This is a genomic window from Amycolatopsis sp. VS8301801F10, from assembly GCF_046195355.1.
In the GTDB taxonomy this organism is placed as follows: Bacteria; Actinomycetota; Actinomycetes; order Mycobacteriales; family Pseudonocardiaceae; genus Amycolatopsis.
In genome coordinates, this window is sequence record NZ_CP176065.1 from 3097792 (window position 1) to 3111798 (window position 14007).

At 70.7% G+C, this 14007-nt stretch carries 15 protein-coding genes; 10 read left to right on the forward strand and 5 right to left on the reverse strand.

Features of this window, described 5'->3' with window-relative positions; translation table 11 throughout:
- The first annotated feature begins 19 nt into the window (after positions 1–19).
- The 4 genes from dhaK to F9C11_RS15010 all read left to right on the forward strand — a co-directional run bounded on the left by dhaK (position 20) and on the right by F9C11_RS15010 (position 4208).
- Positions 20–1021: a dihydroxyacetone kinase subunit DhaK gene (gene dhaK / locus F9C11_RS14995; RefSeq protein ID WP_409185475.1), complete on the forward strand. Its 1002-nt coding sequence runs from the start codon at positions 20–22 to the stop codon at positions 1019–1021.
- A complete protein-coding gene (gene dhaL / locus F9C11_RS15000; protein ID WP_409185476.1) occupies positions 1021–1644 on the forward strand; it encodes a dihydroxyacetone kinase subunit DhaL in 624 nt (207 codons plus the stop codon). The genes dhaK and dhaL overlap by 1 nt, the downstream gene beginning before the upstream one ends.
- Positions 1641–2327, forward strand: a complete 687-nt coding sequence (gene dhaM, locus F9C11_RS15005) for a dihydroxyacetone kinase phosphoryl donor subunit DhaM (RefSeq protein WP_409185477.1) — start codon at positions 1641–1643, stop codon at positions 2325–2327. The genes dhaL and dhaM overlap by 4 nt, the downstream gene beginning before the upstream one ends.
- Before the next feature lie 114 nt (positions 2328–2441).
- Positions 2442–4208 (forward strand): 3-hydroxyacyl-CoA dehydrogenase family protein, encoded by a 1767-nt coding sequence (locus F9C11_RS15010; RefSeq protein WP_409185478.1) that lies wholly within the window; start codon positions 2442–2444, stop codon positions 4206–4208.
- Here the strand turns inward: F9C11_RS15010 and F9C11_RS15015 are convergent.
- On the reverse strand, positions 4202–4636 hold the full coding sequence (locus tag F9C11_RS15015; RefSeq protein WP_409185479.1) for a GNAT family N-acetyltransferase: 435 nt from the start codon (positions 4634–4636) through the stop codon (positions 4202–4204). The two genes, F9C11_RS15010 and F9C11_RS15015, sit on opposite strands and share 7 nt — an antisense overlap.
- An 18-nt stretch (positions 4637–4654) precedes the next feature.
- On the reverse strand, positions 4655–5170 hold the full coding sequence (locus F9C11_RS15020) for an Lrp/AsnC family transcriptional regulator (RefSeq protein WP_409185480.1): 516 nt from the start codon (positions 5168–5170) through the stop codon (positions 4655–4657).
- A 59-nt stretch (positions 5171–5229) separates the two neighbouring features.
- On the opposite strand from F9C11_RS15020, the gene F9C11_RS15025 reads away from it, so the two are divergent.
- Positions 5230–6342, forward strand: coding sequence for a trans-sulfuration enzyme family protein (locus F9C11_RS15025; RefSeq protein WP_409185481.1), 1113 nt, complete (start codon positions 5230–5232; stop codon positions 6340–6342).
- Between the two features lie 46 nt (positions 6343–6388).
- Here the strand turns inward: F9C11_RS15025 and F9C11_RS15030 are convergent, their stop codons facing one another.
- Positions 6389–6592, reverse strand: coding sequence for an FmdB family zinc ribbon protein (locus F9C11_RS15030; RefSeq protein ID WP_409185482.1), 204 nt, complete (start codon positions 6590–6592; stop codon positions 6389–6391).
- A 46-nt stretch (positions 6593–6638) separates the two neighbouring features.
- Between F9C11_RS15030 and F9C11_RS15035 the strand changes: the two genes are divergently transcribed.
- From F9C11_RS15035 to F9C11_RS15050, 4 genes are all read left to right on the forward strand, one after another.
- Entirely contained in the window at positions 6639–7763 is a 1125-nt protein-coding gene (locus F9C11_RS15035; protein WP_409185483.1) for an alkaline phosphatase family protein, read from the forward strand.
- A gap of 135 nt (positions 7764–7898) precedes the next feature.
- Positions 7899–8204: a hypothetical protein gene (locus tag F9C11_RS15040; RefSeq protein WP_409185484.1), complete on the forward strand. Its 306-nt coding sequence runs from the start codon at positions 7899–7901 to the stop codon at positions 8202–8204.
- Between the two features lie 23 nt (positions 8205–8227).
- Entirely contained in the window at positions 8228–9223 is a 996-nt protein-coding gene (locus F9C11_RS15045; protein ID WP_409185485.1) for a helix-turn-helix transcriptional regulator, read from the forward strand.
- A 248-nt stretch (positions 9224–9471) separates the two neighbouring features.
- Positions 9472–10698, forward strand: coding sequence for a multidrug effflux MFS transporter (locus F9C11_RS15050; protein ID WP_409185486.1), 1227 nt, complete (start codon positions 9472–9474; stop codon positions 10696–10698).
- Between the two features lie 80 nt (positions 10699–10778).
- Here F9C11_RS15050 and F9C11_RS15055 read toward each other — a convergent pair whose 3' ends face one another.
- On the reverse strand, positions 10779–11273 hold the full coding sequence (locus tag F9C11_RS15055; protein ID WP_409185487.1) for a CGNR zinc finger domain-containing protein: 495 nt from the start codon (positions 11271–11273) through the stop codon (positions 10779–10781).
- 65 nt (positions 11274–11338) lie between these two features.
- Here F9C11_RS15055 and F9C11_RS15060 point away from each other — a divergent pair, with 65 nt between their 5' ends.
- Positions 11339–12745 (forward strand): MFS transporter, encoded by a 1407-nt coding sequence (locus tag F9C11_RS15060; RefSeq protein WP_409185488.1) that lies wholly within the window; start codon positions 11339–11341, stop codon positions 12743–12745.
- 699 nt (positions 12746–13444) lie between these two features.
- On the opposite strand, the gene F9C11_RS15065 is transcribed toward F9C11_RS15060, so the two are convergent.
- A complete protein-coding gene (locus F9C11_RS15065) occupies positions 13445–13957 on the reverse strand; it encodes a GNAT family N-acetyltransferase (RefSeq protein WP_409185489.1) in 513 nt (170 codons plus the stop codon).
- Positions 13958–14007 lie beyond the last annotated feature (50 nt).

Genomic DNA, 14007 nt, shown 5'->3' on the forward strand with positions numbered 1-14007 from the left:
GAGGTGCCGGAGGTCCGCCATGAAGAAGATCATCAACGATCCGGCGGCCGTGGTCGCCGAATCGCTGAGAGGGCTCGCGGTCGCGCACGCGGACCTGCTGCGGGTGCGCGACGATCCGGCGCTGGTCGTGCGCGCGGACGCGCCGGTGGCGGGCAAGGTCGCGGTGGTGTCCGGCGGCGGGTCCGGGCACGAGCCGCTGCACGGCGGGTTCGTCGGGCCCGGGATGCTCGACGCCGCGGTGCCCGGGCCGGTGTTCACCTCGCCGACCCCGGACGCGGTGCAGGGCGCGATCGCGGCGGCCACCGGCCCGGCCGGCGCGCTGCTGATCGTGAAGAACTACACCGGCGACGTGCTGAACTTCGAAACCGCCGCCGAACTGGCCGCGGCCGAGGACCTGGACGTGCGCACCGTGGTCATCGACGACGACGTGGCGGTCAAGGACTCCACGTTCACCGCCGGGCGGCGCGGCGTCGGCGGCACCGTGCTGCTGGAGAAGATCGCCGGCGCGGCGGCCGAGCGCGGCGATTCGCTGGACGCGGTGGAAGCGTTGGCGCGCAAGGTGATCGGGCAGGTCCGGTCGATCGGCGTGGCGCTGTCCGCGCCGACCGTGCCGCACGCTGGCGAGCCGAGTTTCGACCTCGGCCCGGACGAGATCGAGTTCGGCATCGGCATCCACGGCGAGCCGGGCCGCGAGCGGATCCCGGCCGAACCGGCGGACGCGCTGGTCGCCCGGATGGTCGAGGCAGTGGTGTCCGACCTGCCGTTCGCGCCCGGCGACAAGGTGCTGCTGTTCACCAACTCGATGGGCGGCACGCCGCAGCTGGAGCTGTACCTCGCGCACGGCATCGCCGAGCGGTTGCTGGCCGAGCGCGGGATCCTGGTCGAACGCAGGCTGGTCGGCCCGTACATCACCAGCCTGGAAATGCAGGGCATCAGCCTGACCCTGCTGAAATTGGACGACGAGCTTACGCAGCTGTGGGACGCGCCGGTGCGTACGCCCGCGCTGCGGTGGGGGATCTGATGGCCTGCACTGCCGAAGGGGTCGCGGCCGCGTTGCGCGCCGCCGCCGAAGTGATCGCCGAACACCGCACTGAACTGGTGGACCTCGACCGCGCGATCGGCGACGCCGACCACGGCGAAAACCTGAGCCGGGGCTTCACCGCGATTGTGTCCGCGCTGGAAACCGCGGTGCCGGAAACGCCGGCCGGGGTGGTGAAACTCGCTGCCACCACGCTGATTTCCAAGGTCGGCGGCGCGGCTGGACCGCTTTACGGCACGGCTTTCCTGCGTGCGTCGGCGAAGCTGGGCGACGCGGCGGAGCTGGACGTGCCGCTGCTGCTGGACGCGCTGCGGGCTGCGCTGGAGGGCGTGCAGGCGCGCGGCAAGGCGGTGGGCGGCGACGCGACGATGGTCGACGCGCTGATCCCGGCTGTCTCCGCGGCCGAAGGCGCCGCGGACGGCACGATCGCGGACGTGCTCGCCGCGGCGGCGGACGGAGCCGACCGCGGCGCGGAGTCCACTGTGGACTTGATCCCGCGCAAGGGACGTGCCTCGTACCTCGGAGAACGCGCGGTCGGACATCTGGATCCGGGTGCCCGTTCGACGGCGTTGCTGCTGCGTGCGTTCGCGGAGGCGGCCCGGTGAGCGTCGGAATCGTTCTCGTGTCGCACAGCGCGAAACTGGCCGAAGGCCTGGCCGAGCTGGCCGCCCAGATGGCCCCGGACGTCCGGATCGTCCCGGCGGGCGGACTGCCCGACGGCGGCGGCATCGGCACCGACTACGACGAGGTCGTCGCGGCCGTCCAGCGCGCGGATTCCGGCGACGGCGTGGTGCTGCTGTACGACCTCGGCAGCGCGCAGATGACCGCTGAGCTGGCGGTGGAATCGCTGGCCGGCCCGTCCGCCGCGGTGGTGGTCGACGCGCCGCTGGTGGAGGGCGCGGTGGCCGCGGCCGTCGCGGCGCAGGGCGGCGCGAGCGCCAAGGCGGTGGGCGAGGCGGCGGCGAGTGCCGGGGTCGCCCCCGATCTGGCCGCGGTCGAGCTTTCCGGGCCGGGCGAGGAAGGCGTGGTGGAGAAGGAGTTCACGCTGACCAACGACGTCGGGCTGCACGCGCGCCCGGCCGCGGTCGTGGTGCGCAGCCTGGCGGAATTCGAGGCCGAGGTGTCGATCCGGCTGGGCGAGCAGGAGGCGGACGCGCACAGCGTGCTGGCGCTGATGTCGCTCGGCGCGCGGCAAGGCGACCGGATCGTGGTGCGCGCTCGCGGGCCGCGGGCGTCCGAGGCGGTGGCGAAGGTGGCCGAGCTGGTGGAGTCGAACTTCGGGGAGTGACGCCGGATTCCGTCCGGGTGACTTCGCCCGGACTGACTCGATTCCGATGTGCTTTCGAGGGGCCCGCATGGCACAGTGAGCGGCAATTACCAGCGGGTAACCTCTGGAGGCCCTGTGGCACGGGAAATCTCGACGGTCGGTGTGGTCGGTCTGGGCACGATGGGCGCGGGCATCGCCGAGGTGCTCGCCCGCAGCGGGCTCGACGTGGTCGGGGTGGAACTCGACGAGGCCGGGGTCGAACGCGGCCTCGGCCACGTGCGGCATTCGACCGGACGGGCGCTCGCCGGCGGGAAGCTCGACGAGGCGGGCCGGGAGGCGCTGCTGGGCCGGATCCGCACCACGACCTCGCTCTCCGATCTGTCCGAAGTGGACTTGGTGATCGAGGCGATCCCGGAGAACCTCGCGGCGAAGGCCGAGGTGTTCGCCCAGCTGGACCAGGTGACGCGGCCGGACGTGGTGTTCGCGTCCAACACGTCCTCGCTGTCGATCACCGAGATCGGCGTGCACACCGCGCGGCCGGGCAAGGTCGTCGGGATGCACTTCTTCAACCCGGCTCCGGTGCTGAAGCTGGTCGAGGTCGTGCGCACGGTGGTCACCGAACCGGACGTGGTGTCCGACGTGGTGGAATTCGCGCAGCGGCTGGGCAAATCGCCGGTGGTGATCGGCGACCGGGCCGGGTTCATCGCGAACGCGCTGCTGTTCGGGTATCTCAACCACGCGGTGCGGATGTACGAACAACGCTATGCCACCCGCGAAGACCTCGACGCGGCAATGCGGTTCGGCTGCGGCTACCCGATGGGCCCGCTCGCGCTGCTCGATTTGATCGGGCTGGACACCGCGTACGAAATCCTCGACACGATGTACCACCAATCCCGGAACCGGCTGCACGCGCCCGCTCCGCTGCTGAAGCAAATGATCACCGCAGGTCAGCTGGGCCGCAAGAGCGGGCACGGCTTTTACACTTACGACGCACCGGATTCGCCGGTGGTGGTCGATTCGGTCGCTTCGTCTACTGTGGACTCTTCGGCGGCTCGCGAGGTACGTTCCGTCGGCGTGATCGGCACCGGAACCATGGCCACCGGCATCGCGGAAGTGTTCGCCAAGCGCGGGTTTGCCGTCGTCTTGCGGGCGCGCAGCATGGAGAAAGCCGAAGCGTCGGTGGCGAAGGTGAAGAAGTCGCTCGACAAGGCCGTGGTGAAGGGCAAACTGTCCGAAGAGGACGCGGCGGCCGCGCTCGGCCGGATCCGGCCGGTCACGGAATTCGAGGAATTGGCCGACGTCGACCTGGTGGTCGAGGCGGTGGCGGAGGAGCTTTCCGTTAAGCAGGCGGTGTTTTCGGCTTTGGACGAGGTCGTCCGGCCGGGCGCGGTGCTCGCGACCACGACCTCCTCGCTGCCGGTCATCGAATGCGCGGCGGCGACTTCGCGCCCCGGCGACGTGGTCGGCCTGCACTTTTTCAATCCCGCGCCGGTGATGAAACTGGTGGAAGTGGTGTCGACGATCGCCACCGCCCCGGACGTCACCGCGACCGCGACGGCAGTGTGCGCGGCAGTCGGCAAACACCCGGTGCAGTGCGGCGACCGAGCCGGATTCATCGTGAACGCGTTGCTGTTCCCGTATCTCAACGACGCGGTGAAAATGCTGGAGGCGCATTATGCGTCGGCGGACGACATCGACACCGCGATGAAGGTCGGCTGCGGTCTGCCGATGGGGCCGTTCGAATTGCTGGACGTAGTCGGGCTGGACGTGTCGCTGGCGATCGAGCGGACGCTGTTCAACGAGTTCCGCGAAGAAGGCTTCGCGCCGGCGCCGTTGTTGGAACACCTCGTGACGGCAGGACGATTGGGCCGCAAGACCGGCAAGGGCTTCAAGGACTACTGACGCTTGTACGTGTAGAGAATGAAGCCGTCGTGGTATTTGCCCACGCGGTCGTAAAGTGCGCGGGCCGGGGCGTCTTCGAGCGTGTTCCAATACAGCGAAGGGAAACCCTGCTCCTCGGCGTCGCGTGCGACCCACTCGATCAATGCCGTCGCGACGCCCTTTCGCCGGACGTTTTCGGCCACGTACAGATCGGCGAGGTAGCACTTCCCGGAGTACCAGATGCTGGCGTGGAACAAATAGTGCGCGATGCCGACCATCGTGCCGTCGATTCGCGCGGCGACCCCGCGGATCCGGTCGTCGTCGAGCAGCCGCCGCCAGGTCCGGTCGTAACTGTCGGCGGTGCGCTCGACCTCGAAATAGGCGTCTTTGCCGCGGGCGAGGATTTCCCAGTCGGCGCGGTCGGTTTCGCTCAGGTAGTTGATCTCCACCGGGCTATCTTGCGCTGATCACCGGTTGCGCCGCCGGATGCGTGCGCCCTCGGCGGGTTCTCCGTCCGGCGGCAACAGCGGGCCGCCCTGCCACTGCTGGAAGACGAGGTTGGTGTGCACGCGGGCGACCTCGTCGCGGGAGGTGAGTTCGTCCAGCACCAGCCGCTGCAGCTCGGCGGCGGACGTGGTGGCGACGTGCGCGAGGAAGTCGTCCGGCCCGGTCAGGTGGTAGACCGCGCGGATTTCCGGCAGCGCGAGGAGATGTTCCACGAACTGCTCGACCAGCGGCCGGCGATGCGGCCGGACCTGCACGAACAGGAACGCCTCCAGCGGACGGCCCAGCTTCGCCGCGTCGACCGTGGCGTGCTGGCCGGTGATCACCCCGGTCTCCCGGAGCCGGGCGACCCGGTCCAGGCAGGTCGACGGCGCGAGCCCGACCGCCGCCGCGAGTTCCTTGTTCGACGTCCGGGCATCGTTCTGCAGTACTCGCAGAATCTCTAGATCAACCGGACTCAGTTCGACAGTTTCGCTCATCACTGAATTTTATCTGATGTTGTTGCTTCAAGGCCGTGTCGTATCCGAACGTGACTGCCATGACTTCCGCCTTGCGCACCCGAGCCGTCCACGCCGGTCGCGACGATCTCGCCGACCTCGGCCTGCATGCCGCCCCGCTCGACTTCTCCACGACCTACCCCGCGCGCGACAGCGCCGAGGAGGCCCGCCGGATCGACGAGTTCGCCGCGGGCGGGAACGTCACCGGCATCTACGGCCGGATCGGCAACCCGACCGTCGAACGGTTCGAGCAGGCCCTGGCGGAACTCGAGGGCTTCGACCACGCCGTGGCTTTCGCCAGCGGTATGGCGGCGGTTTCGGCTTGCCTGCTTTCCGCGGTGTCGCAAGGAAAACGGCACATCGTCGGCGTCCGCCCGCTGTACGGCTGCACCGATCACCTGCTGACCACCGGCCTGCTGGGCACCGAGGTCACCTGGACCGAGCCGGAGAACGTCGCCGACGCTCTGCGCCCCGACACCGGCCTGGTTTTCGTGGAGACGCCCGCGAACCCGACCTTGAGCGAACTGGACATCGCCGCCCTGACCGCCGCGTGCGGTGAGGTCCCGGTGCTGGTCGACAACACCTTCGCGACGCCCGTCCTGCAGCGCCCCGGCCGGCTAGGCGCCCGAATGGTCCTGCACAGCGCGACGAAGTTCCTGGGCGGTCACGGCGACGTCATGGGCGGCATCGTGGCCTGCGACGCCGAGGAAGCCGCCCGCCTGCGCTCCCTGCGCTTCGCTACCGGCGGCGTGCTGCACCCGCTCGCCGGATACCTGCTGCTGCGCGGCCTCTCGACGCTCCCGCTGCGAGTGAAGGCTGCTTCGGAGACCGCGGCTGTCTTGGCCGAGCGGCTCGCTTCGCATCCCTCGGTGCGCACGGTGCACTACCCGAAGCTGGGCGGCCCTTTGGTGGCCTTTGAGGTAACTGGCGACCCGCACGCAGTGGTGGGCGCGGTCCGGCTGATCACGCCCGCGGTGAGCCTGGGCAGCGTCGACACGCTGATCCAGCACCCGGCGTCGCTGACGCACCGGATCGTCGCCGAGGACGACCGCACTGGCTCCGGCATCACGCACGGGCTGCTCCGGCTTTCGGCTGGGCTGGAGGACGTCGAGGACTTGTGGCTTGACCTGGATCAGGCGTTGAAGTCCTGCTGAATGCTTCGGGCTGCCCGGCGGCGAGCCGGGCAGCACGGTTTCCCGTTCAGCCGCAGCAGCCGCCCCCGCAGCAACCCCCGCCGGACGGGGCGGGAGCGGAGGCCGAGCCGGTGAGCGCGACGGTCGTCAGCAGTTTGACCGTGTCGGTGTGTCCCTCGGGGCACGGAGCCGGGGCCGAGGACTCGCTCATCGGGCGCTGAAGCTCGAAGGTTTCCGTGCAGTCGCGGCAGCGGTAGGCGTAGGTCGGCATGGCACTGATTATCGCTCGGCTCGCCAAACGGTGGGAAGCTGTGCCGGTGGATGTGCCTCAGTACGCGGATGTCCCGCACCTCAGCCAGATCGTCCCGTCCGTGCTGGGCTCGCTGGGCGTGCCCGGCGAATCCGGCGGCTTGGACCTGCCGGAAGCACACAGCGCCTGCGTCCTGCTCGTCGACGGCCTCGGCCGGGAATTGCTGTCCGAGCACGCCGCCGACGCCCCCGTCCTCGCCGAACTCGCGGCCCGCCAGCTGCGGGTCGGCTACCCGTCGACCACCGCGGCCGGCCTCGCCGCGGTAGGCACCGGGTTGGCGTCCGGGGAGCACGGCATGGTCGGCTACACCTTCGAAATGCCGGGGGCCGGGGTGCTGAACGCGCTCCGCTGGCGCTCCCACGACGACGGCAGCGACCTGCGCGGCGCCCTGCCCCCGTGCGACGTCCAGCCGCTGCCGACGACCTTCGAACGCGCCGCCGCGGCCGGCATCGAGGCGGTCGTGGTGTCGTCCGCGCAGTTCGCCAACACCGCGCTCACCCAGGCGACCCAGCGCGGTGCCCGATATGCCGGGGTGCACGCGCTCGGAGATCTGGCCGCGCGCACCTTGGCCGCACTGGCGTCGCGGACGTTTTGCTATGCCTACCACAGCGAACTGGACCTGATGGGGCACCTGTACGGCCCGGGCTCGGCCGCCTGGCGCATGCAGCTGCGGCACGTCGACCGGCTCGTGGAGTCCATTGTGGAGGGTCTGCCGCCCGGTGCCCTGCTCGCCGTCGTGGCCGACCACGGAATGGTGACCGTCGAGGAAAAACTGAACCTGGAGGACACGCCGGAGCTGCTGGAGGGGGTGCGTGCCTTCGGCGGCGAGGTCCGCGCCCGGCACGTGTACACCGAACCCGGCGCGACGGCGGACGTGGCCGCGGCGTGGCGTTCGGTGCTGGGCTCGCGAGCCTGGGTGCTGCCCCGCGACGAGGCCATCGAAGCGGGCTGGTTCGGCCCCTCGGTGAGCGACCGGGTGCGTCCGCGCATCGGCGACGTGGTCGCGGCCGCGACCGGAACGTTCGGCATGGTCCGCGAACTGGCGGAGGCCGTGGAGACGAACCTGGTGGGCCAGCACGGCTCGCTGACGTCCGCCGAACAGCTGGTCCCGCTGGCGATCGCGCAAGGCTGACCGGCCGGCTGCGCTGCTTCACCGCGCGGAACGACATCGGACCGCAGCTGCGTTGCCTGACCGCCCGCCTGGCCTGCCCGCGCCCCGAACCGAGCACCGCGGCACGGCCGGATCGGCTCCGGCTACCGTGTCGGCGTGCCTCGACGCAATCGACCCGGCAAAGGCCGTCCCGGTCCGGCTGTGCGTGCGGACGCCGGCGCGGTCAGCGGGTGGGCGCGCGCCGAGTCCGGCCCGGACGGGGACTGGCTGGTGCGCACCGTTCCCGGCGCGCACGCGGGCAAGACCTACCGATGCCCTGGCTGCGACCACGAGATCCGGCCCGGCGTCCCGCACCTGGTCGTCTGGCCCGCCGACGAGACCGGCGGCGTCGCCGACCGCAGGCACTGGCACCGGCCGTGCTGGGAGGCGCGGGCCCGGCGGCGTCCGCAGCGGCGTCGGTAACCGGAACCGCGACAATTTCCGTTGTGGTCCACACTCACCAGCTCTGCGGCCAGACCGGCTCCGCCGAGGCGGAGGAAAGCCAGTCCGCCTATCTGTCGTCGATCGCGCACGCCGAGCCGGGCCACGACGGGACGGTCCGGCACCAGCTGCGGCCGGAGATCGGGGACGGCACGATCGAGGTCACGACGCTGCGCCGCGGGCTGTCGCTCGTCCGCTACGACGTCGAGTTCTCCCGAACGCACCGGCTCGCCTACCGGTTCCCCGGCGACCATTTCGAGCTGGAGCACTGCCTCGACGGCCGGATGCGCATCCGCGAGTCCGGCAGCACCGGCGAAATGCGCGCCAGCGCGGTGTCGCTGAGCCCGCGCGGCGCCCTCGATGGAGTGGTCGAATACGAGCCGGGGGAGCGCTATCGCGCGGTTTCGGTGACCGGGACCTGGACCGGGGTGGAGTCCTACCTCCGCGACCTCGGCGCGTACTCGCTGCCCGCGATCGGACCGGAACCAGTCGCGCGCGAACGCTATCTGGGCCGCTCGACGGCGTTGCTCCCGGCCGCCGACCCGCTGCGGGAAATCTTCGCGCAGCGCCGAGATTCCGCGGGCCGCCTGCTGTTTCTGGAATCCCGCCTGCTGGCCGCGCTGGCCGCAGTGACCGACGGTCTGGCCGCCAAGCCAGCCGAACCCGAGCTGGCAGCCCATGAGGCGGCGGCTTTGCGCCGCGTGCCGGACCTGCTGTGGCAACATCGCCACGACCCGCCGACGCTCGCTCAGCTGGCCCGCATGTCCGCGATGTCGGTGCGTCGGCTCACCACCGGATTCCGGGCCCTGTACGGGATTCCGGTAATGGAGCACCACCGGCGCCGCTGCCTCGACCGGGCGGCGACCCTGCTGGTGGAGACCGACTGGCCGATCGCGCGAATCGCGTCCGAGGTCGGGTACGCGTCGGCGAGCAATTTCGGTTACGCGTTCCGCCGGGATCGCGGAAGTTCGCCCGCCCGCTTCCGGCGCGCGCGAACCTGACGCCATTCCGGCAACGCTCTCCACAACACTGCGCACCGCTCTCCACACCACGGTCATGTTGCTCCGCCGACGATGCGGGAAGCGGTCACCTCGGCCGTGTCCTGACTCGGGCGGAGGTTCATGAGCGGCGGCAGTGACACCGCGGTCCCGTGTACTGGGCGGCTCGTTTTGGTCACCGGGGCTGGATCGAGTGGCCGTCGATGTGGGTGGCGGCCACCTCGGCCGCGCCCTGACGGGGATGGAGGTTCATGAACGGCGGCATCGACACCGCGCCCCCGCGTGCCGGGCGGCTCGTTCTCGTCCTGGGCGGTCTCTCCGCGGTGTCGCCGTTCGCGGTCGACATGTACGCGCCGGGATTCCCGCAGATCGTTTCCTCGTTCGGGACCACCACCGCGGCGGTGCAGTTCTCGCTCACCTCGTGTCTCGTCGGGTTCGCGATCGGGCAGCTCGTGCTCGGCCCGGTCAGCGACACGTTCGGCCGGCGTCGTCTGCTGCTCGCCGGGGCCGCGTTGTTCGCGGCGTTCTCCGTGGGATGCGCACTCGCCCCGAACCTCGCCGTGTTCGACCTCGCCCGGCTGTGCCAAGGGGTGGCCGGCGGCGCGGGAATCGTGCTCGGGCGGGCGGTGGTCAGCGATCTGTTCACCGGCGCGGACGCGGCTCGGCGACTGACCGCGCTGAGCGTGCTCGGATCGACCGCGCCGGTGCTGGCCCCGGTGCTCGGCGGGGCGGTCGTCGGGCTGGGTTCCTGGCGGCTGGTGTTCGCGGTGCTCGCCGTGACCGGGATGCTGCTGCTCGCCGGGATCGGTTGGTGGGTGCCGGAATCGCTGTCTGCCGAGCGGCGGCTGCCCGGAGGTGCGCGGAGGGCGGCCGTCGCGATGGGCGGCTTGCTCCGGCGTCGCGCACTGATCGGGCATCTTCTCGTGGCTGGCTGCGGGATCGGCGCGTTGTTCGCCTACATCGGCGGCTCGCCGTTCGTCTTCCAGGACGGCTACGGCTTGTCGCCCGCTACCTACAGCCTCGTCTTCGCGACGAACGCCGTCGGCACCGTCCTGGCGGGTGCGCTATTCGCCCGGCTCGCCGGACGCGTGCGGCTGAACACCCTGCTCACCAGCGGCGTGCTCGTCATGGCGGTCGCGGCGGGGACGCTGGTGCTGTTGCTGCTCGCCGGCGTCAGCACCGTGCCGACGACCTGGCTCTGCCTGTTCGGCGCGACGTTCGGCTTCGGCATCGTGCTGCCCGCTTCGACGACGATCATCCTCGCGATCGGCGGCAACGCCCCCGGCGCGGCGTCCGGCCTGATCGGCGGTGCGCAGTTCTTGATCGGCGCGGTAGCGGCCCCGCTGCCCGGCGCGGCCGGAACGACCACCGCGCTGTCCACCGCGGTCGTGGTGCTGAGTTTCGCGCTCGTGGCGGCTGTTGCCTTGTTCGCGCTCGCGCGGCCCGGCGAAGGGAATGGCGAGCCCGAGACCGCGTAAACGCACCGGCCATGGTGCCTTTCTTGCCAGTCGAGCGGCTGGACTCCCTGGATCACCTTGGCGAGCCCGCTAACAACCCGTTACCGCGCTTGGATTTCCTTCTTCCGGGCACGGTGCCGCCGGACCGCATCGCGGTTGACACAGGCGTGCGTGCAGTAGCGCTGCGTCCCGCTGCGTGTGAAGTCGATGAACGCGCGGCGGCATTCCGTCGCGGCGCAGCGGCCGAGGCGGTGCAGGCTGGTCGCGGTCAGGTACTCGGCCGCCGCCACCGAGGTGACCGCTCGCAGCACCGCGGGCAGGCGCGTCCCGTCGTCCCGGTAGTGCAGGTGCCAGCCGTATCCGTCGTGCTCGGTGATCCTCGGGTACGCGGCGGCCTCGGCCAGCAGGGCGTTCAGCAGCCGGACGCGGTCCGCCTCGCCGGGCGCGTCGATGACCTCGATCCAGCGGTCCAGGAAGGCGCACACCTCGGGAAAATCCTCGTCGGCGACCGGCGGGACCGGGCCCATTTCCGGCTCGTCCCAGCGTCCGAGCAGGTCGGCGAGGTTCTCCGGACGGTCGTTGGTGAGGCCGGTCACGAACTTGAGAAAACTCCGGTGGTAAGAGTTATGCGGCATAAGCCTATTACAGCACGATCTTGGGCATGCCTGATTCGCCGAGCCGCGCCGGGTCCGCGGTCGCCGCGCCGTCCTGGGTTCCGTTGGCCGCCGCGTGCGTCGGCACGTTCCTGCTGCTGATCTACACCAGCATCGTCACCGTCGCGCTGCCCGCGATCGGGGCCGAGCTCGGCGCGGGATACGGCCAGCTGCAATGGATCGTGGACGTCTTCACGGTAGCGCTCGCCGGACTGCTGCTGGGCTTCGGCTCGCTGAGCGACTTGCTCGGCCGCAAGCGCGTCTACCTCGCCGGACTGGTTTTGTTCTCCCTCGCGACACTCGTTTGCGGCCTGGCCGGAACGCCCGGCGAGCTGATCGCCGCGCGGGCCGGGCAGGGCGTCGCGGGCGCGGCGATGTTCGCGACGATCCTGCCCCTGGTCGGGTTGACCTACGAGGGCCGCGACCGGGCCCGGGCGTTCGCGGTCTGGGGAACGGTGGCGGGGGTGGCCAGCGCGGTGGGCACGTTCTCCGGCGGGGTGATCGCGCAATTGCTCGGCTGGCGCTGGATTTTCTTCGCCGCCCTGCCCGTTTGCGCCGTCGCGATCATCATGGCGGCGACGTCGCTGAAGGAGGGCCCGCGAGCGCGCGGACGCCGCGTCGACTACCCGGGCATCGCCACGTTCTCGCTCGCCGCGACGGGCCTCACCTATTCCGTCATCACCGGCGGCGACCGCGGCTGGTCGTCCACCGGCGCGATGCTCGGCTACCTGGTCACGGCGGCGGCCGTCGCGGCGTTCGTGGTGGCGGAACGCCGCAGCAGCGCACCGATGGTGCCGACCGGCCTGTTCGCGACCCGTCGCTTCCTCGGCGTCCTGCTCATCGCGTTCAGCTACTACTTCGCCGGATTCGGTGCGCTGCCGGTGATTTCGCTGTGGCTGCAGAACGCGACCGGCCTCAGCTCGGCGGCGACGTCGGCGGTACTGGCGCTGCAAGTGGTGGTGTTCGTCGTGGTCTCCGCGTTGATCAGCGGACGCCTGCACACCAGCTCGCCAAGCCGAGTCCTAGGCGGCGCGACGGTCCTGCTCGGCGTCGGCTGCCTGACCGCGGTCACGGTGCTGCTCAGCCCGACCTGGCCGGCGTTGCTGCCCGCGTTGCTCCTGACCGGAATCGGCGCGGGAATCGTGTCGCCGGTCTTCCCGGCGGTAGCGATCGCCTCAGTGCCCGCGGAATACGGCGGCACCGCGGGAGCGGCCGCGAACAGCTCCCGGCAACTCGGTTTGGCACTCGGAATCGCGGTCTCCGGAGCGGTCTACGCAACCCGCGGAGAAGGAAGCCCCGGCGCGACGCACGGCGTGCTGCTGGTGCTGCTGCTGTGCGGCGCGATCGCGGTAGCGAGCGGCGTTGTCGGCGGATGGTTGTTGCGGGACAACGCTCATCGCCTGAGCCAAGGCTGACTCGCAGGACGACAGTGCCTCGTCTGCCCGCAGGGCATTCCGACAACGTCCGACCGGGACACCGGAACACGCTTTCCCGCCAAGGGGAACTCACCGCAGCGCATCTGCGCGCGGCCGGTTCGCCGGTTGTCCGGCTAGCAGCGCACCTGCGCACGGCCGGTCCGCGGGTTGTCCGGTCCGCAGTGGATCTGCGTGCGGCCGGTTCGCGGGTTGTTCGGCGCGCAGCGGATTTGCGTGCGGCTGGTTCGCGGTTGTTCGGCGCGCAGTGCATCTGCGTGCGGCTGGTTCGCGGGTTGTTCGGCGCGCGCGAATTTGCGTGCAGTTGGTTCGCCGGTTGTCCAGCCCGCGGCGCACCTGTGCGCGGCCGGTCCGCCGGTCGTCCAGCCCGCGGCGCATCCGCGCGGCCGGTCCGCCGGTCGTCCGGCCCGCGGCGCACCTGCGCACGGCCGATCCGCCGATCGTCCAGCCCGCAACGCACCTGCGCGCAACCAACCCGCCGGTCGTCCAGCCCGCAGCACTTCCAGCAACCGCCGTGTTCACCCCCGGTCGTCCCAGGCGTTCACACGCCCCCAGCCCAGCAGCCCGCAAGCAATCAACCCGCCAACCCCCCCGGCTAACCCACCACACTCACCCCCATCCGCCTCCTCAACCGCTCAATCCAGCCCGCCAGCCAGCCCACCACGCCACCTACCCAGCCCCTCACCGCCGAAAATGCCGCGAAACCGTCCCGTCCTCGCCCACCTCCTCCACGTAGTCCTCGAACCCCAGCTTCTCCACCACCCGCAGCGACGGCGCGTTCGTCGCCGACACGCTGATCAGCACCGGAATCGCCGGAATCTCCCGTTCCGCCCACCGCAGCGCCGCTCGCGCGGCCTCGATCGCGTAGCCCTTCCCCCACGCCGACGGGCGGAACCGGTACGCCAGGTTCAGCACCTTCTCGCCCCGGAACTCCCGGTTGCGCACTCCGGTCATGCCGATCACGTCCGCCCCGGCGGCGGAATCCGGCCCGCGCTCCCGCACCGCCAGGTAGCCGTAGCCGAACCTTGCCCAGTGCTCGAGCCAGCTGTCGAACGTCACGTGGACGGTCGCGGCGTCCGACGGGCGCGAGGTGTGCCGGTTCGTCTCCGGGTCGGTCTCGATCTCCACCACCGCCTGCCGATCGGTCTCCACGAAGTCCCGCAGCACCAGCCTTTCCGTCACGATCTCTGTCACGCCCCCGACCATAACGACGGGGTCCGACAAAAAACGCGGCGAAAAGACAG